The sequence below is a fragment of the Streptomyces sp. TLI_185 genome (assembly GCF_003814765.1).
Classification (GTDB): domain Bacteria; phylum Actinomycetota; class Actinomycetes; order Streptomycetales; family Streptomycetaceae; genus Streptomyces.
This window is the reverse complement of record NZ_RKRB01000001.1, coordinates 7667618-7693067: the sequence shown is the minus strand read 5'-3', so window position 1 is coordinate 7693067 and position 25450 is coordinate 7667618. Positions and strand designations below refer to the sequence as shown.

Sequence of the window (25450 nt, the reverse complement as noted above, 5' to 3'; positions counted from 1 at the left end):
CTATTCTCCCGCTCCGCCGTGCAGACTCTGCACCGGGTTGGCGGTGAGCTCCTCCACCCCGCTCAGGTCGCCGCCGATCTGGTCGACGGCGGCGTACGCGCTCGCGATGCAGGCCGGGATGCCGACGCCGTCGTACTGGGCGCCGCAGACGGCGAGGCCGGGCAGCTTGGCGACGTGCTCGCGGATGCGGGCCACGCGCGCGTGGTGGCCGACGGGGTACTGGGGCAGGCCGTCGGTCCAGCGCGTGACCCGGGTTTCCAGGGGCGTGGCGTCCAGCCCGGTGGCCTCGCGCAGGTCGTGACGGGAGACGTCCACCAGGCCGGCGTCCTCGCGCTGGAGGATCTCGGTCTCGCCGTACCGGCCGACGGAGGTACGCAGGACGACCGTGTCCGGGTTCTCCTCGGCGATCCAGCCCCACTTCTGGGAGGCGAACGTCGACGCCTTGATGCTGCGCCCGTCGACCGGCGGGACGAGGAAGCCGCTGCCCTGCGGGAGGGCGGTGTCGGTACGGCGGTAGGCGAGGGTGACCAGGGCCATGGAGGCGTACTCGACGGTGGCGAGTTCCGTGGCGGCCTCCGGGGCTTCCGGGCGCAGGAGGCCGGCGGCCGCGGGGGCGGGGACGGCCACGACGACGGCGTCCGCGTGCAGCACTCGGCCTCCGGCGACGACACGCCAGCCGCCGGGTGTCTCGCGGCGCAGCTCGGTCACCGGCGTCCCGGTCAGGATCTCGCCGCCGCGCGCGCGGACCGAGTCCGCCACCGCGAGGGGCAGGCTGCCGATGCCGCCCTGGATGCCCATGAAGACGGGGCCGGTCTGCTGGGCGGCGGCCATCCTGGTCTGGAGCTCGCGGACGCCCTCCGTGAGCGAGTCGTGGGTCTTCGCGACCTGGTAGAGCTGCGGGACCGCCGAGCGCATCGAGATGCGGTACGCGTCGCCCGCGTAGACGCCGCCCAGGAGGGGTTCCACCAGGCGGTCGACGACCTCGCGCCCGAGCCGGGCCGCCACGTACTCCCCGACCGCCACGTCGTCGCCGACCTCTGTGCGCGGCAGGTCGGCGTCGCGCTCGATGCGGGCCAGGCCCTCGTCGGACAGGACACCGGTCAGCGCGGCGGCGGTGCCGGGGACGCCCATGACATGGCCCTTGGGCATGGGACGCAGGGCGCCGCGGGTCCAGATCGAGGCCGTCGCCGTAGCCGGCGGCTGCAGCCGGTCGTCGAGGCCCACCTCGCGCGCGAGGGCCACCGCTTCGGGTCTGCGCGCCAGCATCGACTCGGCGCCGAAGTCCACCCGCGCGCCCGCGATCTCGCCGGGCAGCAGCTTGCCGCCGACGCGGTCCGACGCCTCCAGCACGGTCACCCGCGCACCACGCTGCAGCAGCCGGTGGGCCGCGGCCAGCCCGGCGATCCCGGCTCCGACGACGACGACCCGCCCGGTGCCCGTACGACTCTCCACTTCGCGCATGTCCTCAAGCCTCTCAGACCCCTCTGACAGCCGGTCCGCGCCCCGGTGTCCTTCACGAGTCCCGACCGTGACCGCATCGGGACCGTCCGGGTCCAACGTCCCGGCCCCTCCGGGCGTCGAAGGAGCGTCAGTCGTCACGATCGTCACGAACCTCGGGGGTACACCCACATGCGCGCACGACGTCCCGTACGACCCGTCCCGGCCCTGGCCGCGATCCTGCTCGCCGCGGCACTCGCGCTCACCGGATGCAGCGGGAGCAACTCCGACTCCGGCGGCAGCAGCGCCGCCGACAAGGCCGTCCAGAGCGACGGGAAGGCAGCCGCGCCGGGCGGTGAGAAGAACGCGAGCGGCGCCGGGGCCAAGCGGGCGCCGAAGCTCACCGCGAGCAGCATCATCCGCACCGCCTCGCTGACCGTGCAGGTCAAAGACGTACCGAAGGCACTCGACGAGGCCCGCACCACCACGGAGAACGCGGGCGGATATGTCGGCAACGAGACCACCAGCCGGGACGAGAAGGGCCGCGAGCACACCCGTGTCGTCCTGCGCGTGCCGGTCGACAAGTACGACGAGGTCCTCGCCGGCCTCCAGGGCGCGGGCAAGCTCCTCGACCGCACCGCGAAGGCCGAGGACGTCACCGACCAGGTCGTCGACGTGGACAGCCGTATCAAGTCGCAGCGGGCCAGCGTGGCCCGGGTCCGGGAGCTGATGGACCGGGCCACCAAGCTCAGTGACGTGGTGGAGCTGGAGGGCGAGCTGAGCAACCGGGAGGCCGACCTGGAGGCTCTGCTCGCCCAGCAGGCATCCCTGAAGGACCGCACGAGCCTCGCGACGATCACCCTGTCCCTTTCGGAGACACCGGTGAAGGCGGCCGCGAAGGACGACAGCCCCGGGTTCGTCGACGCGCTGGCCGGCGGCTGGAACGCGTTCTTGACGATGCTGCGCTGGCTCGCGGTGGCGTTCGGCGCGGTGCTGCCGTTCGCCGCGGTGGCGGCCCTGATCGCGCTGGCGTGGCTGCGGCTCGTCCGGCCCCGGCTGCCGCGCCGCCCGGCCCCCGCACCTGCTACCAGCGCACTGGGCCCGCTGCCGACGGCCCGTCCGGCACCGCAGGCCCCGAGCACGCACGACAACGACCAGGACTGACAAGCCCAGGCACAGGCCTGCAACAGCCGCAGTCGCGCCGTCGCGGCTGTGGCTGGTCCGACCCCGGCTGCCCCACCGCCCGGCCACCGCACCCGCACCCGCACCCGCGACCAGCGCACCGGACCCGCTGACGAGGCCCGAGTACGGGTCTGAAATGCCGCGCCCCCGTAGCGTGTTCGCATGGACATGAGCGCTGCGAGGGAACGACTGGTCGTGATCGGCGGCGACGCCGCGGGGATGTCCGCGGCGTCGCAGGCACGCCGGCTGAAGAGCCCCGACGAGCTGGAGATCGTGGCGTTCGAGCGCGGCCACTTCACCTCCTACTCGGCATGCGGCATCCCGTACTGGGTGGGCGGCGACGTCGACGAACGGGACCAGCTGATCGCCCGTACGCCCGAGGAGCACCGCGCGCGGGACATCGACCTGCGCATGCGGACGGAGGTCACCGAGATCGACGTGGCGGGCGGCCGGGTACGCGCGCGTGACGTCGATTCCGGCGACGAGTCCTGGACGCCGTACGACAAACTCGTGATCGCGACCGGCGCGCAGCCGATCCGTCCGGACATGCCGGGCGCCGACGCCCCCGGTGTGCACGGCGTGCAGACGCTGGACGACGGCCAGGCGCTCATCGACTCGCTCACGCGCACGCGTGGCCGTCGCGCGGTGGTCGTCGGAGCGGGCTACATCGGCGTGGAGATGGCGGAGGCCCTCATCAACCGCGGCTACGAGGTGACCGTCGTCAACCGCGGCAGCGAGCCGATGTCCACGCTCGACCCCGACATGGGCCGCCTGGTGCACGAGGCCATGGAGGGCATGGGCATCACCATGGTCGACGACGCCGAGGTGACCAAGGTGCACACCGGCGAGGACGGCCGGGTGCGGGCGGTGGCCACGGAGGACGCCGAGTACCCGGCGGACGTGGTGGTCCTGGGCATCGGCGTACGCCCGGAGACGGCGCTGGCCAAGGCGGCCGGACTGCCCCTCGGCACCCACGGCGGCCTGCTCACCGACCTGTCCATGCGGGTGCGCGGGCACGAGAACATCTGGGCCGGCGGCGACTGCGTGGAGGTCCTCGACCTGGTCTCAGGACAGGAGCGCCACATCGCCCTCGGCACCCACGCCAACAAGCACGGCCAGGTCATCGGCACCAACGTCGGCGGCGGTTACGCCACGTTCCCCGGCGTCGTCGGCACCGCGGTGTCCAAGGTCTGCGACCTGGAGATCGCCCGCACGGGCCTGCGGGAGAAGGACGCGCGCAGGGTCGGACTGCAGTACGAGACGGTCACCATCGAGTCGACGAGCCGGGCGGGTTACTACCCGAGCGCCTCCCCGATGACGGTGAAGATGCTCGCCGAGCGGCGGACTGGCCGCCTGCTCGGCGTGCAGATCGTGGGCCGCGAGGGCGCCGGCAAGCGCGTCGACATCGCAGCGGTCGCCCTCACGGCCGGAATGACGGTGGAACAGATGACGGCCCTGGACCTGGGCTACGCACCCCCGTTCAGCCCGGTCTGGGACCCGGTACTGGTGGCCGCGCGCAAAGCATCAAAGGCGGTGCAGCAGCGGCTTTGAAGGGGCGCGGGGCGGTGTCGATTTGCGGCTCCGCCGCGTGGGCGCGACCAGCCACAACGGACCCGCAGCCGGCAGCGCCCCGCACCTCCACGGCGAACCCCTACGCCGACCCGTTGATCCGCTCGATCGCCTGCCGAGCCTGCTCCGCCGGAGGCCTCGGCGGCAACGACGACACCGACGCCGTCGACGTCACAGCCGCCGGCTGCTCCCCCGCCGGCTTGGCATGCGCAGCACTCCGTACGGACCGCAACCGGTGGCTCACCGCCTCGTCCAGCGTCACCGGCCGCTGCATCTGCGAAGCCAGCCGTCCGGCCTCCTGGCCGAGCCGGGCGACGTCCTCCCACGGCAACTTCACCACCAGGGAGATCTCCGCCTCCCCGTCGGGCGTGGCGTGCATAGGAGGAGTAACTCGGTCGTTCATCGCCTGTTCCTCACGTCGTCCCCGCGACCCGCCTTCCCCGTGCCGCGGGCGGTTGACGAGACATACGCACGCGCGCGTGGCCGCGTTCACCGATTCGGCCGGTCCACGGGGGGCACTAATTCCTTGTGGTCATACCCGTCCATGACGTGAACCCGGTGCGCCGCACCCCCTGGGTGACCTACGCACTGATCGCCGCGAACGTGTACGTCTTCCTGTCCACGCCCGGCCTCGCCGGTTCCGTGGCGGGCGACAGCAGCCTGTCCCAGCTGTGCCACCTGCAGGCGTTCCTGGACCACTACGCCGCCGTACCACGGGAGTTGATCCACCATCAGATGCCCAGGGTGGTCCCCACGGGCGACGTAGGGGTGGGCACCCACGGAGCGGGCTGTGTGGTGGCCCCGCCGAGTTACGACAAGTCGCCCGCCGTCTCGGTCTTCACCGCGATGTTCCTGCACGGCAGCTGGCTGCACCTGCTCGGCAACATGCTCTTCCTGCTGATCTTCGGCAACAACGTCGAGGACCGCATGGGGCACATCAGGTACGCGCTGTTCTACGTCGTCTGCGGTTACGCCGCGTCGTACGGCTTCGCGCTGCTCAACGCCGATTCGTCCGACCCGCTGATCGGTGCGTCGGGGGCCATCGCCGGGGTCCTGGGCGCCTATCTGGTGCTGTATCCGAAGGCCAGGGTCTGGGTCCTCGTGCCGTTCCTGGTCTTCCTGCCGCTGAGGCTGCCGGCCTGGCTGGTGCTGGGCTTCTGGTTCGTGCTGCAGGCCCTGTACTCGTCCGGCGAAGGCGTCTCCACCGCGGGGACGGTGGCGTACGCGGCGCACGTCGTCGGCTTCCTCGTCGGCATGCTGCTCGCCTGGCCCCTCAAACCGGGCACGCCCCCGCCGCCGGAACCGCGCGGCCTGCTGTTCGGCAGGAGGGCGCGGCCCCGGCACACGTGGTGAGCCGTCGAAGAGAGGTCTAGCGGGCCGTCTGCGTGTGGACGTACTCCACGAGCCGGGTCAGCGCGTCCGGGTCGGTGGACGGCATGACGCCGTGGCCGAGGTTGAAGAGGTGGCCCTCGAGGCCCGCGGCCGCGTCGAGGACCTCGCGGGTCTTGGCCTCGACGGCCTCCGTGGAGGCGAACAGGACGGTCGGGTCGAGGTTGCCCTGGAGCGCCTTGCCGGGGCCGACCCGGCGGGCCGCCTCGTCGAGCGGGACACGCCAGTCGACGCCCACGACGTCCGCGCCCGCCTCACCCATCAGCTGCAGCAGCTCGCCCGTGCCGACACCGAAGTGGATGCGCGGGACGCCGTACCCGGCGACCGCGTCGAAGACCTTCGCGGAGGCGGGGAGCACCGAGCGGCGGTAGTCGGCGGGAGCGAGGGCGCCGGCCCACGAGTCGAACAGCTGGACGGCCGAGGCGCCCGCCTCGATCTGTACCTTCAGGAACGCGGACGTGATCTCCGCGAGGCGGTCGAGCAGGTCGGCCCAGAGTTCGGGGTCGCCGTACATCATGGCCTTGGCGTTCTCGTACGTACGCGACGGGCCGCCCTCGACGAGGTAGCTCGCAAGGGTGAAAGGCGCCCCGGCGAAACCGATGAGGGGCGTCGAGCCGAGCTCGCGGGTCAGCAGGCCGATCGCCTCGGTGACGTACGAGACGTCCTCGGGGGTGAGGTCGCGCAGCTGGGCCAGGTCGGCGCGGGTACGGATCGGGTGCCCGACGACCGGGCCGACCCCGGGCTTGATGTCGAGGTCGATGCCGATGGCCTTGAGCGGGACGACGATGTCGCTGTAGTAGATCGCCGCGTCCACGCCGTACCGGCGCACCGGCTGGAGGGTGATCTCCGTGACGAGTTCCGGGCGCGTGCAGGACTCGAGCATCGGGATGCCCTCGCGCACCTTGCGGTACTCGGGCAGGGAGCGCCCGGCCTGCCGCATGAACCACACGGGCGTGTGCGGCACGGGCTCGCGCCTGCACGCCTTGAGGAAGGCCGATTCGTACGTGGCTGCCGGCTGCGTCTGGGCCTGGCCCGCGGGGCTCTCGTTCGCACTCACGACCGCAAGTCTCGCACGGCGCCGGAGCGCCGAAGGCAGGGGTTCATGGAGCACTATCCGGACATGCGGACCCCGCACGGGTGTCCCTCCCTGCGCGAAGCCCCGGTTCCCCTTAATCTTCCCCGCATGGCTGCGGCTCAGGGACGACTGTCGGACGGCGCTGACGGAATGGACGACACCAAGGAGGGGGATCGGAATGGCGGCAGTACGCCTCCGTTGCCCTTCCGGGCTGCCGTCGACGCGCTGCGGACCGCGCGGCTGCGGCCGCAGATCGAGATCGAGCCGGCGCCGGCTCCCAAGCGGCTCGCGCCCTTCGCGTATGCGTTGGAGGCCACCGTCGTCGACGGCGACCAGGACCTGGCCGACGGCCGCCTGGTGGTGCTGTACGACCCGGACGGGCACGACGCCTGGCGGGGCTCCTTCCGGCTGGTGACGCTGGTGCGTGCGGAGCTGGAGCCGGAGATGGCCGCCGACCCGCTGCTGCCGGACGTCTGCTGGTCCTGGCTGACCGGCGCGCTGCAGGCGCGCAGCCTGTCGTACGGCGAAGCGAGCGGCACCGTCACCCGGGCGAGCTCCCACTACTTCGGCGGTCTGGCGGAGCGCCCGGCCGCCTCGCAGATCGAGATCCGTGCCTCCTGGACGCCCCGTGAGGGCCTGGGCGGGGTCCCGGACACGGCATCCCACCTGGCCTCCTGGTGCGATCTGCTGGCCCAGGTCGCGGGACTGCCGCCGGCCGGTCCGGGTGATGCGTCGGTCGTGACGCTGCCGCAGCGGCGGGACCCGCAGTCACGCTGACCCTCACCTTGACCATCACTTTGTCGATACGGCCACTTTCGGTCACGAACAGGGCCACGAACGAGCCGATTCGTTCACTCCGCGATCGATCGCGTGTCCGAATTGCACGAATTGATACTCACTAAATCGTGATCTTTCCCTAAAGGACTTCGGGTTTGGTGCCGAAGACGACTGTGACCTTGAAAGCCGTCCCGCACCCCAGGAGGCCTGGTGTCCGTTCTCCTCGAGCAGCCCGCAAGCCTGGTCGCCTACCGCCCGAACAAGCCGACCGCCATGGTGGTCGTGGCCGACCCGCGCGTCCGCTCCACCGTCACCCGCCACCTGTGGGCGCTCGGTGTGCGCGACGTCATCGAGGCCTCGTCCATCGCGGAGGCTCGTCCCCGCATCGGCAACCCCCGCGACATCTGCGTCGCCGACGTCCACCTGCCCGACGGCTCCGGCCTCACCATCCTCTCGGAGACGCGCGCGGCGGGCTGGCCCAACGGCCTCGCCCTGTCGGCCGCCGACGACATCGGTGCCGTGCGCAACGCCCTCGCGGGCGGTGTCAAGGGCTATGTCGTCACCGGCACCCGTACCAACGTCGGGCTCCCCACCCGGCCGGGCGCCGCCCCCATCGGATCCGCCGCCGCACGTATGCACCGCCGCCCCCCGGGTGCCCCGAGTCACCCGGGTGGCTACCGCGAGCTCTCCGGCCGTGAGGTCGAGGTGCTGCGACTGGTCGCGGAGGGCCAGTCGAACAAGGCGATCGGCGTTTCGATGGGCCTGTCCGCGCTGACCGTCAAGAGCCACCTCGCCCGCATCGCCCGCAAGCTCGGCACGGGCGACCGCGCCGGAATGGTCGCGGTGGCCCTGCGGACCGGCATCATCCACTGACCCGTACGTCTCCGCCCTTTACCTCTGCCTCTTCCCCCCTCCCCCCTCCCCCCTCCCCTCTTCGCCTCTCTCCCCTGTACATCTCTGCCATTCACGGACGTGAACAGGATCGGCCGCTGATTCTCCGCCCGTGTCCCACCTGTCGTGAACCGGATCTTTCACCGACCTGACTGGTTTACGACCCCCAGGCGCCCGTCGACGGAACGTTACGTCGGCGGGCGCTGTCCATACACAGATACCCTTGACACGTGACCGACGCCCAAGAGACCGCAGCAGACAGCTCACTGCGAACCACCGGAGGCGCCCCTCCGGAAGACGGCGGAACATCTGTTACGGGGGCGCCGAACGCAGAACCGAGCCCGGAACCGATCCCTTTGCTCGAGCCGCGCGAGGGCATTCCGCCCGTGATCGCCGACGCGGACGCGCTCGCCGAGGTGGTCGCCGCCTTCGCGGCCGGTTCCGGCCCCGTCGCCGTCGACGCCGAGCGCGCGTCCGGCTACCGCTACGGCCAGCGCGCCTATCTCGTGCAGCTGCGCCGCGAGGGCGCCGGGACCGCGCTGATCGATCCCGTGGCCTGTCCCGATCTCTCGGCCCTCGGTGAGGCGCTTTCCGGCGTCGAGTGGGTGCTGCACGCGGCCACTCAGGACCTGCCGTGTCTGCGCGAGATAGGCATGGTGCCGACGCGGCTGTTCGACACCGAGCTCGCGGGACGCCTCGCCGGGTTCCCCCGGGTCGGCCTCGGGGCCATGGTCGAGAACGTCCTCGGCTTCGTACTCGAAAAGGGCCACTCCGCCGTCGACTGGTCGACCCGCCCGCTGCCCGAGCCGTGGCTGCGCTATGCGGCGCTGGACGTCGAGCTGCTCGTCGACCTGCGCGACGCACTGGAGAAGGAGCTGGACCGGCAGGGCAAGCTGGAGTGGGCCCGGCAGGAGTTCGACGCGATCGCCTCGGCTCCGCCGCCGGAGCCCCGCAAGGACCCCTGGCGGCGCACGTCGGGCATGCACAAGGTGCGGCGACGCCGGCAGCTCGCCGTGGTGCGGGAGCTGTGGCAGACGCGGGACCGGATCGCCCAGCGCCGGGACGTGTCGCCGGGGAAGGTGCTCGGGGACGCCGCCATCGTGGAGGCGGCGCTCTCGCTTCCGAGCAATGTGCACGCGCTGGCCGCCTTGAACGGGTTCGGGAACCGGATGGGGCGGCGGCAGCTGGAGCAGTGGCAGGCCGCGGTGGACCGTGCGAAGGCTCTGCCGGAGGCGCAGCTGCCGGCGCCGGGGCAGCCGGTGACCGGGCCCCCGCCGCCGCGCGCGTGGGCCGACAAGGACCCGGCTGCTGCGGCGCGCCTGTCGGCGGCCCGGGCGGCGGTGTCGGCCCTGGCCGAGCAGCTGAACATGCCCCAGGAGAACCTGATCACGCCGGACACGGTGCGGCGGGTGTGCTGGGAGCCGCCGAAGGTCGTCGATGCGGACTCGGTCGGTGCGGCGCTCGCAGGTTTCGGAGCACGGACCTGGCAGATCGAGCAGGTGACGCCGGTGCTGGTCGCCGCGTTGTCCGCCTAGGAACACCTCACCTGGTCGCCCCCCTCGTGAAGCCGTTGTAGATGTAGCGCTGCAGGCACAGGAAGACGATCAGTGTCGGCAGGATGACCAGAATTGCTCCTGCCGAGATCGTTTCCCAGTGGGCGCCGAACGGGCCCTTGAAGCGGAACAGGGATGTCGAGATCACGCCAAGATCCTGGGACGGCATGTACAGGAAGGGGATGTAGAAGTCGTTGTAGACGGTGATCCCCTTCACGATCACCACGGTGGCGATCGCGGGCTTCAGGAGCGGGAAGATGATCTTGCGGTAGATCGTGAAGGCGTTGGCGCCGTCGATGCGGGCCGCCTCGTCGAGGGAGGCCGGGATGGATCGTACGAACTGCAGGAAGATGTAGATCGAGACGATGTCCGTGCCCATGTAGAGCGCGATCGGCGCCCAGAGGGTGTTGAACATCCCGAAGCTGTTGACGATCTGGAAGGTCGCCACCTGGGTGGTGACGCCGGGGACCAGGGCGGCCAGCAGGAAGAGTGCCACCACCGGCTTCCTGAAGCGGAAGGTGAAGCGGTCGATGGCGTACGCCGTCATCGAGCCGATGAGGACCGTGCCGCCGATGGCGAAGACCAGGATGATCGCCGTGTTGGCGAACACCGAGAGCATGCGGCCGTCCTGGAACGCCGTCACGTAGTTGTACGGACGCCGCGATCAGCGACAGGTACATCAGGGTGCGGGCGACCGCTCGGCGTGTCATACGAGGTCCACCTTGTCGTCCGGGACGAGGCGGCGCTGCAGCCACGTCACCGCCAGGATGATCAGCAGCAGCACGACCGCAGCCGCCGAGGCGAGCCCCGTCTTGTTGAACTGGAAGGCCAGCTTCACGGTCTGGATCACGAAGGTCTCGGTGCCGGTCGCACCGCCGGTCATGATGTACGGGATCTCGAAGGCCGACAGGGAGCCCGAGACGGACAGGATCACGGTCAGCGCGAGGACCGGCCTGATGCCCGGCGCGATGATGTGGCGGAACTGCTGCCAGCGGTTCGCGCCGTCCAGTTCGGCGGCCTCGTACAGCTCCCCCGGGATGGACTGGATGGCCCCCAGGAAGAGGACGAAGTTCAGGCCCGTGTAGCGCCAGACCGAGACGCCCGCGAGGGAGACGTTGGCGGACACGGCGGATCGCGCGGGTGGGGGGTGCGGCGGCGCTGGGGCACACGGCGACGCGGACGGCGGCGTTCGACGAGGCGGCGGGGGCGTTGGAGCTGGCCGGGGCGTGGCAGGTGACCACCGACTACTCCGGGGAGTCGGGGGCGCGGGCCACTCGGTCGCTGCTGTCCGCTGCGGCGGCTGATCGGCCGACGGCGATCGTGTACGACAACGACATCATGGCGGTGGCGGGGTTGTCCGTGGCCGCGGAGATGGGGGTTGTCGGTGCCGGGGGACGTTTCGTTGCTGGCGTGGGACGACTCGCAGTTGTGCCGGCTCACCCACCCCACGCTGTCAGCCATGAGCCATGACGTGCACGGATTCGGTGCGGACGCGGCCCGCACGCTGTTCGGCGTGATCACCGGAGAAGGACCGGGATCACATCCCGTACCCACTCCCGTCCTCACTCCGCGCGGCTCGACGGCACCCCCACGAGTGTGACGTTCACCGCTCCAGCCGTCAGGGGTGTGCAGGCACGTTACCCGCAAGTAGCATGGGCCTGAGCGCGCGCTCAGCGCTTGCGCTTGCGCCGTGCAGCAGTGCCATCCCGCATCTGGAGGAGAGCCATCGTGCCTCGTACCGTCAGGGACGTCGTCTTCGTCGACGGCGTCCGTACCCCGTTCGGCAAGGCGGGCCCGAAGGGCATCTACCACGAGACCCGCGCCGACGACCTCGTCGTGAAGGCGATCCGGGAGCTGCTGCGCCGCAACCCCGGTCTCGACCCGAAGAAGATCGACGAGGTCGCCATCGCCGCGACCACGCAGATCGGTGACCAGGGGCTCACCCTCGGCCGCACGGCCGGCATCCTCGCCGGGCTGCCGCAGTCGGTCCCGGGCTACTCAATCGACCGCATGTGTGCCGGTGCGCTGACCGCGGTCACCACCACCGCCGGTTCGATCGCCTTCGGTGCGTACGACGCCGTCATCGCCGGTGGTGTCGAGCACATGGGCCGCCACCCGATGGGTGAGGGCGTGGACCCGAACCCGCGCTTCGTCAGCGAGAAGCTGGTCGACGAGTCCGCGCTGTTCATGGGCATGACCGCGGAGAACCTGCACGACCGCTACCCGACGATCACCAAGCAGCGCGCCGACGAGTACGCCGTGCGCTCGCAGGAGAAGGCCGCCAAGGCGTACGCCAACGGCAAGATCCAGCAGGACCTGGTGCCGATCTCGGTCCGCCGGACGAACGCGGAGGCCGGTGAGACCGGCTGGGGTCTGGTCACCGCCGACGAGCCGATGCGCCCGGGTACGACGCTGGAGAACCTGTCCGGTCTCAAGACGCCGTTCCGTGTCCACGGCCGGGTCACCGCCGGTAACGCGGCCGGGCTGAACGACGGTGCGACCGCCTCGATCATCGCCTCCGAGGACTTCGCCCGCGAGAACAACCTGCCGGTCAAGATGCGCCTGGTCTCGTACGCCTTCGCGGGCGTCGAGCCGGAGGTCATGGGCTACGGCCCGATCCCGGCGACCGAGAAGGCCCTCGCCAAGGCGGGCCTGTCGATCGAGGACATCAACCTCTTCGAGATCAACGAGGCCTTCGCCGTCCAGGTGCTCGCCTTCCTGGAGCACTACGGCATCGCCGACGACGACGCCCGTGTGAACCAGTACGGCGGCGCGATCGCGTACGGCCACCCGCTGGCCTCCTCCGGCGTCCGTCTGATGACGCAGCTGGCCCGCCAGTTCGAGGAGCAGCCGGAGGTCCGTTACGGCCTCACCACCATGTGTGTCGGCTTCGGCATGGGCGCCACGGTGATCTGGGAGAACCCGAACCACAAGGACGCCGGAGGCAACAAGTGAGCACCACCGAACTCCTGAAGGGCGCGGCCGAGCTGTTCCCGGACGAGGTCGTGACGTCCGCGCACGTACGCCACCTCGACCTGCCGTTCGGCGCGGGGCGCTTCGCCCTGATCACGCTGGACAACGGCTTCGACCACACCAAGCCGACCACCTTCGGCCCGGCCTCGCTGGCGAACCTCAACACCGCCATCGACCAGGTCGAGAAGGAGGCCTCGGCCGGCGAGATCGTCGGTGTCGGCATCACCGGCAAGCCGTTCATCTTCGCCGTCGGCGCGGACCTGAAGGGCGTCGAGCTCCTCAAGGAGCACAAGGACGCGCTCGCCATCGGCAAGGGCGGCCACGAGGTCTTCAAGCGCCTGTCGGCCCTCGCGGTCCCGACCTTCGCGTACTACAACGGCGCCGCGATGGGCGGTGGCGTCGAGGTCGGTCTGCACTGCAAGTACCGGACCGTCTCGAAGGCGCTCCCGGCGTTCTCGCTGCCCGAGGTCTTCCTGGGCCTGGTTCCCGGCTGGGGCGGCTGCACGATCCTGCCGAACCTGATCGGTGCCGACAAGGCCGTCTCGGTGATCATCGAGAACAGCCTGAACCAGAACAAGCAGCTCAAGGGTCAGCAGGTCTTCGACCTCGGTATCGCGGACGCGATCTTCGAGGGCGCGGACTTCCTGGAGCAGTCGCTGATCTGGACCGCTCAGGTGCTGAAGGGCGACGTCGAGGTCGAGCGTCCGGTGATCGACCGCGGTGAGGCCTGGGACCAGGCCGTCGCCAAGGGCCGCTTCATCGCGGACAGCAAGGTGCACGGCGCCGCTCCGGCCGCCTACCGCGCCCTGGACATCATCGCCGCCGCCAAGAACGGCGACCTGCAGCAGGGCTACGACGCCGAGGACAAGGCCCTCGCCGACCTGATCATGGGTGGCGAACTGCGCGCCGGCATCTACGCGTTCAACCTGGTGCAGAAGCGTGGCAAGCGCCCCGCGGGCGCGCCGGACAAGAACCTGGCCCGTCCGGTCACCAAGGTGGGCGTCGTGGGCGCGGGCCTCATGGCCTCGCAGCTCGCCCTGCTCTTCCTGCGCCGCCTCGAGGTGCCGGTCGTGCTGACCGACATCGACCAGGAGCGCGTCGACAAGGGTGTGGGCTACGTCCACGCCGAGATCGAGAAGCTGCTCGGCAAGGGCCGTATCAACCAGGACAAGGCCAACCGCCTCAAGGCCCTGGTCACCGGTGTGCTGGACAAGGCCGAGGGCTTCTCCGACGCCGACTTCATCATCGAGGCCGTCTTCGAGGAGATCGGCGTCAAGCAGCAGGTGTTCGCGGAGGTCGAGGCGGTCGCCCCGGCGCACGCGATCCTCGCCACCAACACCTCCTCGCTGTCCGTCTCCGAGATGGCGTCGAAGCTGAAGAACCCCGAGCGGGTCGTGGGCTTCCACTTCTTCAACCCGGTCGCGATCCTCCCGCTCCTGGAGATCGTGCGCGGCGAGCAGACCGACGACGCGTCGCTGGCCACTGCCTTCGCCGTCGCCAAGAAGCTGAAGAAGACCGCGGTTCTGGTCAAGGACGCCCCGGCGTTCGTCGTGAACCGCATCCTCACCCGCTTCATGGGCGAGATCCAGAACGTCATCGACGAGGGCACGCCGGTCGAGGTCGCCGAGAAGGCCGTCGAGCCGCTCGGTCTGCCGATGTCCCCGCTGGTGCTGCTGGAGCTGGTCGGTCCCGCGATCGGTCTGCACGTCTCGGAGACCCTCAACCGGGCCTTCCCGGACCGCTTCACGGTCTCCCCGAACCTCGCGGCCGTCGTCAAGGCGGGCAAGCGCGGCTTCTACGTGTACGACAGCGGGAAGCCGGAGCTGGACCCGGAGGTCGCCGCGCTGCTGAAGCAGGGCGACGTCGTCCTGACCGAGGAGCAGGTCCGTGACCGCGTCCTCGACGCCGTCGCCCAGGAGATCGGGCTCATGCTCGACGAGGGCGTCGTCGCCGAGGCCCAGGACATCGACCTCTGCCTGATCACGGGCGCCGGCTGGCCCTTCCACCTGGGCGGCATCACGCCGTACCTGGACCGCGAGGGTGTCTCGGAGCGCGTGAACGGCAAGAAGTTCCTGGCGCCGGGTGTGGCGAGCGTCCCTGCGTAACGGCACTGCCCTGAAAGGGGGCGGGCTGCCCGGTATCGATCCGGGCGGCCCGCCCCCTTTGCCGTGCGTTTACCGTTAGGATCTCCACACAGTCAGATCACATTCTTCACATTCATTTGCCGTTCCTGATCAGAGACGGGTCGGAACGTATCGATTCCTGCGGAGGAACTCCGTGGCGTCCACCCGCCGCCGCCAACAACCCCGACGTCGGGTGTGGCCCAAGGTCAAGCTGCTCCTTCTCGTTGCGGTTGTGGCCGCGGGCGCCACGGCGCTGTATCCGATCTGGCGCAAGGCGAATCCGGACCAGCCCGAGCTCACCGTCCGGTACCGGACGGCCACACCCGCGGCGGCCACGGCGGCCGAGCCCTCGCTGGAGGTCTTCAACAACTCGGACAAGCCGCTGCCGCTGAGTGAGGTGACGCTGCGGTACTACTTCACCGCGGACGGCGGTTCGTACGCCTTCAACTGCGTCCAGGCCGCCTTCGGCTGCTCCGGCATCGCCGGGAGCGTCGTCGAGCTGGACAAGCCCACCGGGACCGCCGACCACTACCTCGAGCTCAGGTTCGCGGACGGGGCGGGCACGCTGCAGCCGGGCGCCAACAGCAAGGGCATCGACGTCCAGCTGTACCGCGTCGACCACAAGAAGCTCGACCAGTCGAACGACCGCTCCTTCGACGCGGAGAAGACGACGTACAAGGAGTCGAAGACGGTCACCGCGTACAAGCGCGGGACTCTCGCCTGGGGCGAGGAGCCGGACGGCACGAAGCCCGACGACTCCAAGAGCGCCTCGAAGACCGCCGGCCGCCCCCTGCCGACCGTCCCCTCCGGTGTCCTCTTCGACAACTTCCACTACACCGGCCCGAAGGACCCCGCGCTGTTCAAGCACGGCTGGCTGGTCCGCACGAGCGACGGCGGGCCCGGCATCCACGACACGTGGTCGGCCGACGGCGTCACCTTCCCCTCCGAGGAGGACGCCCTGGGCGACGGCCAGGTGCTCAATCTCCGTGCCCGCACGGACGGTACGAAGGCCGGCACCAAGCAGGCCAGTGTGGGCACTTCGGGGCGCGAGTTCCGTTCCGGGACGTATGCCGCCCGGATCCACTTCAGCGACGACCCCACGTCCGGCAGGAACGGCGACCACGTCAACCAGACCTTCTACACCATCGGCGGCAAGGGCTCGGCATACAGCGAGCTCGACAACGAGTACCTGCCGAACGGGGGTTGGGGTCGGCTCGGCCCCAAGCTGGACAACGTCACCTGGCACACCGTCGAGGACCGTGTGTACAACACGACCGTCAAGAGCCTGGCCGGCTGGCACACCGTCGTGATGACCGTCAAGGACGGCGTGGTGACCTACCGCGTCGACGGCAAGAAGATCTACAGCGCCGGCGGCAAGTACGCCCCGCGCGCGGGCATGTCCGTGAACTTCAACACCTGGTTCATCGACCTGCCCTTCAAGGGCGGCGAGCGCGCCTGGGACATGAAGGTCGACTGGCTCTACTACAACGCCAAGGACGCGATGTCGCTCGACGACGTCGACGCGGCGGTCAAGAACTACAGCGAGAACGGACTGAACTACTTCAACACCACATCCTGAGCCGGGGGGCCAGTATGAATGGGGGGCACGTATGAGCCGTGAAAAGGCCCTGGACGCACAGGGGTTGAGCCGCCGGTCCGCACTGCGACTGGCCGGAACCGCGGGGCTGGTGACGGCCGGCGGTGCCTCGCTCAGTACCGCTTCGGCCGGCCCGGCGGCCGCTGCCGGCCTGGGGAGCCTGGGCACACCACCGCCATACGCTCCCTCCGGTCGCCGTCCCCGATACCGGCGCGCCACCTGGTCACAGCAGTTCCAGTCCGGGCACGGCTGGAGTGCCGCCGGCACCGGCACCTCCTCCGCCGACGTGAACGACACATCGCTGTTCGTGCGCGGTACCCAGTCGGTGCGGGTGACCACCACGGGCGCAGGAAAACAGTCGTACGTCCGCAGGCTCGGCGGTGCGGCGACGAGCCTGACCGGCAAGGCGGTCCGGCTCGTCCTGCGGGTCGACGACACCGCCCACCTGTCGAAGATGTCCTTCTACCTGGGCACCGGCTCACTCGCGAACCACTTCCTCTGGCAGTTCCACACGCACTCCGCCACCGCCACGAACTACGTGCAGTCCGGCGAATGGGTCACGGTGCACCTGCAGTGGGCCGACGTCACGAGCGCGGCCGGGACGTACTCGATCTCGTCCGCCGGAGTGCCGTCCACCACGACCGGCTTCACCGACATGTCCTTCGCGGTGTACGACAACGCGGGCGGCCCGGTGACGTACCACCTCCAGGCCGTCGAGCTGATCCCGGACACCTCGTCCGTCTTCCCCAAGGGCGTCGTCTCGATCACCTTCGACGACTCGCACACCTCCGTGCACGGGCTCGCCCGGCCGGTGATGGACGCGTACGGCTGCTCCGGCACCGTCTACAACATCGCGGACGCCATCGGCAGCGGCTCCTTTCTGACGCTTGATCAGATGCGGTCGCTGCAGGACTTCTCGGGCTGGGAGATGGCCGGGCACGCGTACGCGACGAGCGCCCACACGGCGAGCTACAGCACCCTCACCGCTCAGCAGGTGGACGACGATCTGCGGACCCTGCGGGAATGGCTCGTCGGCAACGGCTTCACCAGCGAGCACTTCGCCTATCCGCACGGCGCCTTCGAGAAGACCACGGACGGCGTGCCGGTGGACCAGATCGCGAGCCGGCACTTCACCACGGCCCGGTCGATCGTCTCCGAGACCATCGAGTCCTTCGCGCCCGCGATGCCGTACCGCCTGAAGGCGCTCACCGGCATCAACGACGGCTCGGGAATCGGCGGTACGGCGCTGGCGAACCTGACCGCGGCGGGCGGCCGGCTCGACCGGTGCGCGCACAGCGGCGACTGGCTGATCCTCTGTCTTCACCGGGTGGTGGACGGGGCTCCGGCGGCCAGCACGGAAATCAGCAGGGCGGGCCTGGACACGCTGATGAAAGCGATCGCCGACCGGGGGATTCCCGTGCTGACGGTGGCCGAGGCGATGGCGTACTACACGTAGGGAACGGCCGAGGGGGCGGCCACAGCCGCCCCCTCACGCTCACCAGCCCTGGCCGCCCTGCTGCCAGGAGGGATCGACGTACTGGCCCTGGTGGTCCTGGTGGTTGAGGTCCTGCCCGTTGTGGTACGGGTCGTGCTGTCCGCCCTGCCACTGTGGTTCCGGGGTCCCCCAGGACACCCGCTGCTGGGGCGCGTAGGCGTGCTGCTCGTCGTAGCCGGTCAGCGGCTGCGGCTGGCTGGGGATGGCGGGGGCGACGCGGTGGGCCGTGCGGCGCAGGGCCGCGCCCTCGAGACGCATCAGCTGGAGCGTCTCGGTGACCTTCTTGTCGGAGTACGGGTCCTCTTCCTCGAAGATCTCCGTCATGTCGGCCTCGTGATCGCCGGCCACGGACACCTCGACGCCGGCCTGCCGGGTGCCCCAGCTGCCCTTGTGCAGGGTGAGCAGGGCATAGAAGCGGAGCGGGGTCAGCAGCGTCAGCTGGATCACGCCGTAGACCGGCGCGAGCAGGAACATGCCGAAGCGCTTGATGAAGCCCATGCCACGGCGCGGGAAGTCGAGGTAGCGGACGTTGCGGAGGTAGCCCATCAGCACCATGAAGACCAGGTAGTCGCCGATGTGGGCGACGAAGCGGTCCGGATGCATGATCGGCGTGATGACCATCGAGTAGAACATCGCCGTGCCGAAGACCAGCCACAGCGCGAGTTCCATACAGGTCAGCCAGAAGGCGGGGCGGTACTTCTTCTGGTGCGTGAAGGCCCACAGGGACTCGCGGAAGAAGGACTTGTTCCAGCGGACCTGCTGGCGCAGGAAGTGCGGCAGCTTCTCGGGGACGGCCGTGTAGCCGACGGCGGTCTCCTGGAAGACGACCTGCCCTTCCATGAGGCAGTAGTTGGTCATGCGGCGGTCGTCACCGAAGACGGCCGGCTTGCCCAGGAACTGCTGGTTGAGGAAGTCCGGGAGGTACTTGCGCACCAGCGTGCCGCGGTACGCGGAGAGCGCGCCGCAGCAGCACAGGACCGACTTCAGACGGGAGTACGCGGCCCGCTCGAAGAGGAAGGAGTTGCCGTACCTGAGGTCCTGCAGTCGCGTGAAGATGTTGCTGTCGTGGTTGAGCGCCAGCACCATGCCGGTGGAGGCCATGATCTTCTCGTCGGCCAGCGGGAGCAGCAGCTCGCGGACGGTGTCCCGGGACAGGATCGTGTCCGAGTCCACGCACAGGAAGATGTCCGAGTACGGCGCCGCCTCGAAGCCCAGTGCCAGGGCCTCGCGCTTGCCCTTGTTCTCGGGCTGCACGCTGACGGTGTACTTCACACCGCGGGCCTCGAACTCGCGGCGCATCTTCTTCGCGGCACGGATGCCGCCGGCATCGGCGCTGCAGTCGTCGATGATGTGGATCTCGTTCGGCAGGCGGCTCTGCGCGAGGAGGCTGCGCATGCCCTGCTCGAACATCACCGGGTCCTCGTTGTAGATCGGGATGACCGCGGTGACCCAGGCGTTCTCCAGGTACTCCAGCTCCTCCCGCCCGGCCTTGGCCGGACGGTAGAAGAGGGCGCCGAACATCTTGAGGGCCAGCAGGCCCATGGCGCCCAGCGAGTAGAGGTGGAGGGAGCCCGCGTCGAGCCGGGTGACGATCAGCGCGGCGAGAGCGAGGAAGACGAAGTACGAGACCTTCAGGTGCCGGCGCTTTCGGTGCGCGCGGCGGCCGCCGGAGTCGACGGCGCTCGGTATGTACGTATCGTCGGCAGTCACAGCTTGACCACCCGCGGATGCTCGGCGGACTTGCCCCGGGTGTCGAACAGCGCCCGGGCGCGGTCGGCCAGCAGACCGAGGTCGATCTCCCGGTGGGGCTGGAGCAGGATGGTGAGGTCGGCGGTCTCGGCGGCGGCGAGGTAGTCCTCGGCCCGCTCGACCGGGCTGCCGGCGACCGTCCAGTTCTCGACGCGCGGGTCGAAGTAGACGAGTTCGGCGCCGCGTGCGAGCAGGTTCTCGGCGACGGCGAGGGCCGGGCTCTCCCGCTGGTCGGAGATGTCGGGCTTGTAGGTGACGCCGAGCAGTAGGATGCGGGCGCCGCGCACCGCCTTGCCCTGGTCGTTCAGCAGATCGGCGGCCCGGTTGACCACGTGGACGGGCATGCGCTGGTTGATCTCCTGCGCGAGCTCCACGAAACGGAACGGGATCCCGAGCGAACGGACCTTGTACGAAAGGTAGTTGGGGTCGATCGGGATGCAGTGCCCGCCGACTCCGGGGCCCGGGTAGAAGGGCGCGAAGCCGAAGGGCTTGGTGGAGGCGCAGCGGATCGCGTCCCACAGGTCGACGCCGATCTCCCGGCAGAACATCGACATCTCGTTGACGAGGGCGATGTTCACGTGCCGGTAGGTGTTCTCCAGCAGCTTGGCCATCTCGGCCTCGCGGGTGCTCTTGGCCTCGACCACACGTGTCACGAACCGCTCGTAGAGGGCGCGGGCGGCCTTGGTGCAGTCGGCGGTGACGCCACCGACGACCTTGGGCGTGTTCTCCAGGCCGAAGTCCGCGTTGCCCGGGTCGATGCGCTCGGGCGAGAAGGCGAGGTGGAAGTCCTCTCCGACCTTCAGACCGCCGGCCTCCAGGCGCGGGCGGACGACTTCGTCGGTGGTGCCGGGGTACGTCGTGGACTCCAGCACGACGAGGGTGCCCGGCGCCAGGTGGGCGGCGATGTCCTCGACAGCGGCGTTCACCGCGGTCAGGTCCGGGGCGTACTCGGTAAGCGGGGTCGGCACACAGATGACGACGGCGGCGGCCCCGGCGATGACCTCCGGCCGGTCCACGGCCTCGAAGCCCTGCCGAAGCATCATGGCGACCTCGGCGTCCGTGATGTCGTCCACGTGCGAGCGGCCGGAGTTCAGACCGTCGACGACGTTCCGGCTGCGGTCGAGCCCGATCACTTTCAGCCCCGCCGCGGCGGCCGAGCGGGCCAGCGGGAGTCCTACGTAACCGAGCCCGACAACGACAAGATCCACCGCAGAGGATCTGCTCACGACATCATTCCCAACCCCGTTGGCACGGCAACAGAAGCGCGGGTGGCTCTCGGCCACCCGCGCGAAGAAAATCGAACAAGTTGGGGAAGGCTAACAAGATCTTCACATCGTCACCACAAGCGCTTCAAGTGCCTCTTGTCACGCACACATCTGTACAACCTTTTCCATACCTTGGGTGTCTCCTGTCACTAACTGCCCCCATGTGATCCCGTTCGGCTGGAAAACGGAACGACCTGGGTCACGCGCCAGGCGACGGCAGGAACCGGCCGCAGCGGTAAGCGGAAGCCGACGAGGCGCTGAACCGCAGGGCGTCAGACCTCCCGCCAGGCCTCCAGCGCCAGTCCCGGCTCGTCCTTGCGGCGGGTGAGCAGGAGCTGTCCGGTCGACGGGGACAACGTTGCCGCCACCACGCGGCCGTCCTCGTCCACCGCGAGGGACACCGCGGCGTCCGCGGGAAGGGCCGGGCCCGACTCGGTCCACCAGGCACCGGCCGACTCCTGCTCGGTCGGGTACGCGGCGAAGGCGACCCGGCCGCTCGCCGAGCGCTGCGCGAGCAACGTGCAGTCGTGGCCGTCGAGTTCGCAGCGCACCGCGGAGACGGGGCCGGGCCCGGCGGAGGGCAGCAGGGTGACGGGCTTGGTGCCGGGGCGCCAGGCGCACAGGTCGCCCGACTCGTCGGTGTAGAAGAGAGTCGTACCGTCCGGGGAGGTGGCCAGCGCGTACAGGGTGTCCGGGCGGACCGGCGCCTCCATCGCCTCCTCCAGGCCCGGCTGGGCGCCCGCCTCCTCCTGCCGCCAGTGCAGGATGCCGCCGGGGACGGCCGCGTACACCTCGACGCGCCCCGACTCCCCCGTCACCGCGGCCAACTCCCCTTGTACGTCACGCCCCTTGAGGTCCCGCCAGGGGTCCCAGCCGCCCTTCTCCCTCTGCGCGACCATGCTCACCCCGCCGCCGTTGTTGCGGACGAATACATGGGCACGTCCCTCGGCGTCGACCGCGACGGCGGGCGGGCCGGTGCGGGCTCCCTTCTTGTCGGGGTGCCCGACCGGCGTCCAGTCGAGGGCCGCGAGCCGGGGCCGGAAGTGGGTGGAGTGCACGAGGCCCGCCTCGCCGGACACGGTGGGCCGCCAGGAGACCAGATGGGCGTAGGAGTCGCTGCCCTGTCCGACCGCGGGTGACGGGTGCAGCCTCTGCTCGCCGCCGACCCGGTGCGCGTCCGTCCAGGGGCCGCCGGGTGAGCGTTCCGCCCGGCACAGGAGGGCGTCGTCCGTGGGGAGGTAGACACTGAGCCGGCCGTCACGGCCGCGTAGGAGCCAGTCGCCGTTCACCGCTTCACTCTAAGCGGGGCGACACGCGGGCCGCGGCCCGGCCCCTGCGTCCTGGTGCGTGCGGCCGGACGCCGAGCGGGCAGGCTGTTCCTCAGCAACCACAGCAACAGTGAGAAGGAAGCCGATCTCATGACCGACCAGCTCACCGTGAGCGTCCTCGGCACCGGCATCATGGGCGCCGCCATGGCCCGCAACCTCGCCCGCGCCGGCCACTTGGTCCGCGTCTGGAACCGCACCCGCGCCAAGGCCGAGCCGCTCGCCGCCGACGGAGCGCACATCGCCGGCACGCCCGCCGAGGCCGTCCAGGGCGCCGATGTCGTCCTGACCATCCTCTACGACGGTCCTGCCGCCCTGGACGTCATGCGCGAGGCAGCCCCCGCGCTGCGCCCCGGCGCCGCATGGGTGCAGTCGACCACGGCCGGCATCGGGGCGATCGCGGAACTGGCCGCGTTCGCCGACGAGCACGGCCTCGTCTTCTTCGACGCCCCGGTGCTCGGCACCCGCCAGCCCGCGGAGGCCGGGCAGCTGACCGTGCTGGCCGCCGGGCCCGTCGAGGGCCGGGCGGCGGTGGAGCCGGTGTTCGACGCGGTCGGCGCCCGCACGCTGTGGACCGGGGACGACGGGGCGGCAGGCAGCGCGACCCGGCTGAAGCTGGTCGCCAACAGCTGGGTCCTCGCCGCGACCGCGGCGACCGGTGAGGTGCTGGCCCTGTCCCGGGCGCTCGGTGTCGACCCGAAGAACTTCTTCGACCTGATCGCGGGCGGTCCGCTCGACATGGGCTATCTCAAGGCCAAGGCCGGACTGGTCCTGAACGACCAGCTGTCTCCCGCCCAGTTCGCGGTGGCCACGGCCGCCAAGGACGCCCGTCTGATCGTCGAGGCCGGTCTGCACAACGGTGTCCGCCTGGACGTGGCCGCCGCGACCGCCGAGCGCATGGAGCGGGCCGCCGCGCAGGGACACGGCGACGAGGACATGGCCGCCGCGTACTACGCCAGCTTCGACGAGAAGCCGGTGGACTGAGCAGCCGGCAGCGGCGGTTGTGCGAACCTTGCCGCATGAGTGAGAGCGACCCCCTGCTCGTGATCGTCGACGCCGCGAACGTCGTCGGGTCGGTGCCCGACGGCTGGTGGCGTGACCGGCGGGGGGCCGCGGAACGCCTCCGCGACCGGCTCGCGGCCGACGGTCTTCCCGGTCACTCCGGTCCCGTGGAGATCGTCCTCGTGGTGGAGGGGGCGGCGCGCGGGGTGGAGACGGTGCCCGGCGTCCAGGTCGAGTCGGCGCCGGGCAGCGGGGACGACCACATGGTCGACCTGGTCGCCGGGGCGGGGGAACGCCCGGTCCTGGTGGTGACAGCGGACCGGGAACTGCGGCGCAGGGTGCAGGAGTTGGGGGCTGAGGTCTCGGGACCTCGTACCGTCAGGCCTGCATGACAAGGGAGTCGGCTACTCCCCCTCCCGGCCCGGCGGCTTCAGGACCTCGCCGACCCCGGTCTGCTCGCCGCGTGCGAGACGGCTGTGGGAGCGGCCGTAGAGGAAGTACACGAAGAAGCCGATCACCATCCAGATGGCGAACCGGAGCCAGGTCTCGGCGGGCAGGTTGAGCATCAGCCACAGCGAGGCGCACACCGACAGGATCGGGATGACCGGGACCCACGGGGTGCGGAAGGCGCGGTGCAGGTCGGGGCGGGTGTTGCGGAGGATGATCACGCCGATCGCGACGACGATGAACGCGAAGAGCGTGCCGATGTTCACGAGTTCCGCGAGTTCGCTGAGGCTGGTGAAGCCCGCCACGATCGCGATGATCACGCCGAGCAGGATGGTCGGCCGGTGCGGGGTCTTGAACCGCGGGTGGACGTGCGAGAAGAAGCGCGGCAGCAGTCCGTCGCGGCTCATCGCGAAGAAGACCCGGGTCTGCCCGAGGAGCAGGATCATGCAGACCGTCGTCAGTCCGACGGCGGCGCCGAAGCTGATGAAGCCCGCGAACCAGGGGTGCCCGGTGGCCTTGAAGGCGTCGGCGAGCGGGGCGCTCACGGACAGCTTGGTGTAGTGCTCCATCCCGGTGACGACGATCGACACGGCGACGTACAGCACCGTGCAGATGACGAGCGAACCGAGGATGCCGCGCGGCATGTCCCGCTGCGGGTTCCTGGTCTCCTCGGCCGCCGTGGCGACGACGTCGAAGCCGATGAACGCGAAGAAGACGACGGACGCGGCGGTGAAGATGCCCATCACGCCGAAGTTGGAGGGTGCCCAGCCGAACATCAGCTGGATGAGCGGGGCCTTGAGGCTGCCGCCCGCCTCCACTGTCTGCGACTTCGGGATGAACGGCTGGTAGTTGTCACCCTCGATGAAGAAGAGTCCCGCGACGATCACGGTCAGGACGACGGTCACCTTGATGGCGACGACGACGGAGGTGACCCGCGCGGAGAGCTTCGTGCCCATCACGAGGATCGCGGTCAGCACCAGGACGAGGGCGGCGGCGAGGATGTCGAAGCCGAAGCCGTGCGCCCCCTCTCTGCCGCTCAGCCTCTCGGGCAGATGCCAGCCGGCGTTGTCGAGGAGCGAGGCGATGTACCCGGACCAGCCGACGGCCACCACCGCCGTACCGAGCGCGAACTCCAGGACCAGGTCCCAGCCGATGATCCACGCGGGCAGTTCACCCAGGGAGGCGTACGAGAAGGTGTAGGCAGAGCCGGCCACCGGGACCGTGGAGGCGAACTCGGCGTAGCAGAGCGCGGCGAGCCCGCAGGCGACGCCGGCCGCGACGAAGGCCAGGGCGACGGCGGGGCCGGCGTTGTTCTTGGCCACCGTGCCGGTGAGAACGAAGATGCCGGTACCGATGATGACGCCGACGCCGAAGACCGTCAGATCGAGCGCGGACAGGGATTTCTTGAGCGCGTGCTCGGGTTCCTCGGTATCGAGGATGGACTGCTCGACCTTCTTCGTCCGGAAGAGGGTGCTGCTCACGGGCTTACCTCCCACACTTCGTCGTCCTCGACATGATCGAGAGGGGGCGTACTGCGTATGCCCCGGCGCGGGCGGATTCACGCAGATGGGCCGCTTTCACCACCCTTCGCGGTGGTGAAA

General features: G+C 70.1%; 19 protein-coding genes and 3 pseudogenes. 13 read left to right on the top strand and 9 right to left on the bottom strand.

The annotated features are described in order from the left end of the window. Positions 1–1461: a protoporphyrinogen oxidase gene (hemG, locus tag EDD92_RS35485; protein ID WP_123968069.1), complete on the bottom strand. Its 1461-nt coding sequence runs from the start codon at positions 1459–1461 to the stop codon at positions 1–3. 168 nt (positions 1462–1629) lie between these two features. On the opposite strand from hemG, the gene EDD92_RS35480 reads away from it, so the two are divergent. Further along, positions 1630–2601: a DUF4349 domain-containing protein gene (locus EDD92_RS35480; RefSeq protein WP_123968068.1), complete on the top strand. Its 972-nt coding sequence runs from the start codon at positions 1630–1632 to the stop codon at positions 2599–2601. A gap of 180 nt (positions 2602–2781) precedes the next feature. Then, positions 2782–4170 (top strand): FAD-dependent oxidoreductase, encoded by a 1389-nt coding sequence (locus tag EDD92_RS35475; RefSeq protein WP_123968067.1) that lies wholly within the window; start codon positions 2782–2784, stop codon positions 4168–4170. Between the two features lie 100 nt (positions 4171–4270). On the opposite strand, the gene EDD92_RS35470 is transcribed toward EDD92_RS35475, so the two are convergent. Beyond that, the gene (locus tag EDD92_RS35470) at positions 4271–4591 is read right to left on the bottom strand and encodes a hypothetical protein (protein ID WP_123968066.1); all 321 of its coding nucleotides are present in this window, start codon (positions 4589–4591) and stop codon (positions 4271–4273) included. 125 nt (positions 4592–4716) lie between these two features. Here EDD92_RS35470 and EDD92_RS35465 point away from each other — a divergent pair, with 125 nt between their 5' ends. Continuing rightward, positions 4717–5541, top strand: coding sequence for a rhomboid family intramembrane serine protease (locus tag EDD92_RS35465; RefSeq protein ID WP_030939831.1), 825 nt, complete (start codon positions 4717–4719; stop codon positions 5539–5541). A gap of 16 nt (positions 5542–5557) precedes the next feature. On the opposite strand, the gene hemE is transcribed toward EDD92_RS35465, so the two are convergent. Next, on the bottom strand, positions 5558–6634 hold the full coding sequence (hemE, locus tag EDD92_RS35460) for a uroporphyrinogen decarboxylase (RefSeq protein ID WP_123968065.1): 1077 nt from the start codon (positions 6632–6634) through the stop codon (positions 5558–5560). Between the two features lie 126 nt (positions 6635–6760). On the opposite strand from hemE, the gene EDD92_RS35455 reads away from it, so the two are divergent. The 3 genes from EDD92_RS35455 to EDD92_RS35445 all read left to right on the top strand — a co-directional run bounded on the left by EDD92_RS35455 (position 6761) and on the right by EDD92_RS35445 (position 9855). Then, positions 6761–7429: a DUF3000 domain-containing protein gene (locus tag EDD92_RS35455; protein ID WP_123968064.1), complete on the top strand. Its 669-nt coding sequence runs from the start codon at positions 6761–6763 to the stop codon at positions 7427–7429. Between the two features lie 210 nt (positions 7430–7639). Further along, positions 7640–8302, top strand: coding sequence for a response regulator transcription factor (locus EDD92_RS35450; RefSeq protein ID WP_030939825.1), 663 nt, complete (start codon positions 7640–7642; stop codon positions 8300–8302). 248 nt (positions 8303–8550) lie between these two features. Further along, entirely contained in the window at positions 8551–9855 is a 1305-nt protein-coding gene (locus tag EDD92_RS35445) for a ribonuclease D (RefSeq protein WP_123968063.1), read from the top strand. 7 nt (positions 9856–9862) lie between these two features. Here EDD92_RS35445 and EDD92_RS35440 read toward each other — a convergent pair. Continuing rightward, positions 9863–10522: pseudogene (locus tag EDD92_RS35440) on the bottom strand (carbohydrate ABC transporter permease); the annotation flags it as partial. 57 nt (positions 10523–10579) lie between these two features. Next, a pseudogene (locus tag EDD92_RS35435) lies at positions 10580–10996 on the bottom strand (carbohydrate ABC transporter permease); the annotation flags it as partial. 2 nt (positions 10997–10998) lie between these two features. On the opposite strand from EDD92_RS35435, the pseudogene EDD92_RS35430 reads away from it, so the two are divergent. The 5 genes and pseudogenes from EDD92_RS35430 to EDD92_RS35410 form a co-directional block, all read left to right on the top strand. Beyond that, positions 10999–11473 (top strand): annotated as a pseudogene (locus tag EDD92_RS35430) (substrate-binding domain-containing protein); the annotation flags it as partial. A gap of 128 nt (positions 11474–11601) precedes the next feature. Then, positions 11602–12828: an acetyl-CoA C-acyltransferase gene (locus tag EDD92_RS35425; RefSeq protein WP_123968062.1), complete on the top strand. Its 1227-nt coding sequence runs from the start codon at positions 11602–11604 to the stop codon at positions 12826–12828. Beyond that, on the top strand, positions 12825–14951 hold the full coding sequence (locus EDD92_RS35420) for a 3-hydroxyacyl-CoA dehydrogenase NAD-binding domain-containing protein (RefSeq protein WP_123968061.1): 2127 nt from the start codon (positions 12825–12827) through the stop codon (positions 14949–14951). The genes EDD92_RS35425 and EDD92_RS35420 overlap by 4 nt, the downstream gene beginning before the upstream one ends. A gap of 172 nt (positions 14952–15123) precedes the next feature. After that, positions 15124–16548 carry a cellulose binding domain-containing protein gene (locus tag EDD92_RS35415; protein WP_123968060.1) on the top strand — a complete coding sequence of 475 codons (1425 nt, stop codon included), beginning with the start codon at positions 15124–15126 and terminating at the stop codon, positions 16546–16548. Positions 16549–16579: 31 nt separating this feature from the next. Continuing rightward, on the top strand, positions 16580–18022 hold the full coding sequence (locus EDD92_RS35410; RefSeq protein ID WP_123968059.1) for a polysaccharide deacetylase family protein: 1443 nt from the start codon (positions 16580–16582) through the stop codon (positions 18020–18022). A gap of 39 nt (positions 18023–18061) precedes the next feature. Here EDD92_RS35410 and EDD92_RS35405 read toward each other — a convergent pair whose 3' ends face one another. The 3 genes from EDD92_RS35405 to EDD92_RS35395 form a co-directional block, all read right to left on the bottom strand. Then, positions 18062–19771: a glycosyltransferase gene (locus tag EDD92_RS35405; RefSeq protein ID WP_260326965.1), complete on the bottom strand. Its 1710-nt coding sequence runs from the start codon at positions 19769–19771 to the stop codon at positions 18062–18064. Further along, positions 19768–21036: a nucleotide sugar dehydrogenase gene (locus EDD92_RS35400; RefSeq protein ID WP_123968058.1), complete on the bottom strand. Its 1269-nt coding sequence runs from the start codon at positions 21034–21036 to the stop codon at positions 19768–19770. Before EDD92_RS35400 ends, EDD92_RS35405 begins: the two co-directional genes overlap by 4 nt. Positions 21037–21347: 311 nt before the next feature. Next, the gene (locus EDD92_RS35395) at positions 21348–22364 is read right to left on the bottom strand and encodes a hypothetical protein (protein WP_123968057.1); all 1017 of its coding nucleotides are present in this window, start codon (positions 22362–22364) and stop codon (positions 21348–21350) included. A 129-nt stretch (positions 22365–22493) separates the two neighbouring features. Between EDD92_RS35395 and EDD92_RS35390 the strand changes: the two genes are divergently transcribed. Together EDD92_RS35390 and EDD92_RS35385 are read left to right on the top strand one after the other, a co-directional pair. Next, positions 22494–23384 (top strand): NAD(P)-dependent oxidoreductase, encoded by an 891-nt coding sequence (locus EDD92_RS35390; RefSeq protein WP_123968056.1) that lies wholly within the window; start codon positions 22494–22496, stop codon positions 23382–23384. Between the two features lie 35 nt (positions 23385–23419). Further along, positions 23420–23794: an NTP pyrophosphohydrolase gene (locus EDD92_RS35385; RefSeq protein ID WP_123968055.1), complete on the top strand. Its 375-nt coding sequence runs from the start codon at positions 23420–23422 to the stop codon at positions 23792–23794. 12 nt (positions 23795–23806) lie between these two features. On the opposite strand, the gene EDD92_RS35380 is transcribed toward EDD92_RS35385, so the two are convergent. After that, a complete protein-coding gene (locus EDD92_RS35380; protein ID WP_123968054.1) occupies positions 23807–25330 on the bottom strand; it encodes an amino acid permease in 1524 nt (507 codons plus the stop codon). Positions 25331–25450 lie beyond the last annotated feature (120 nt).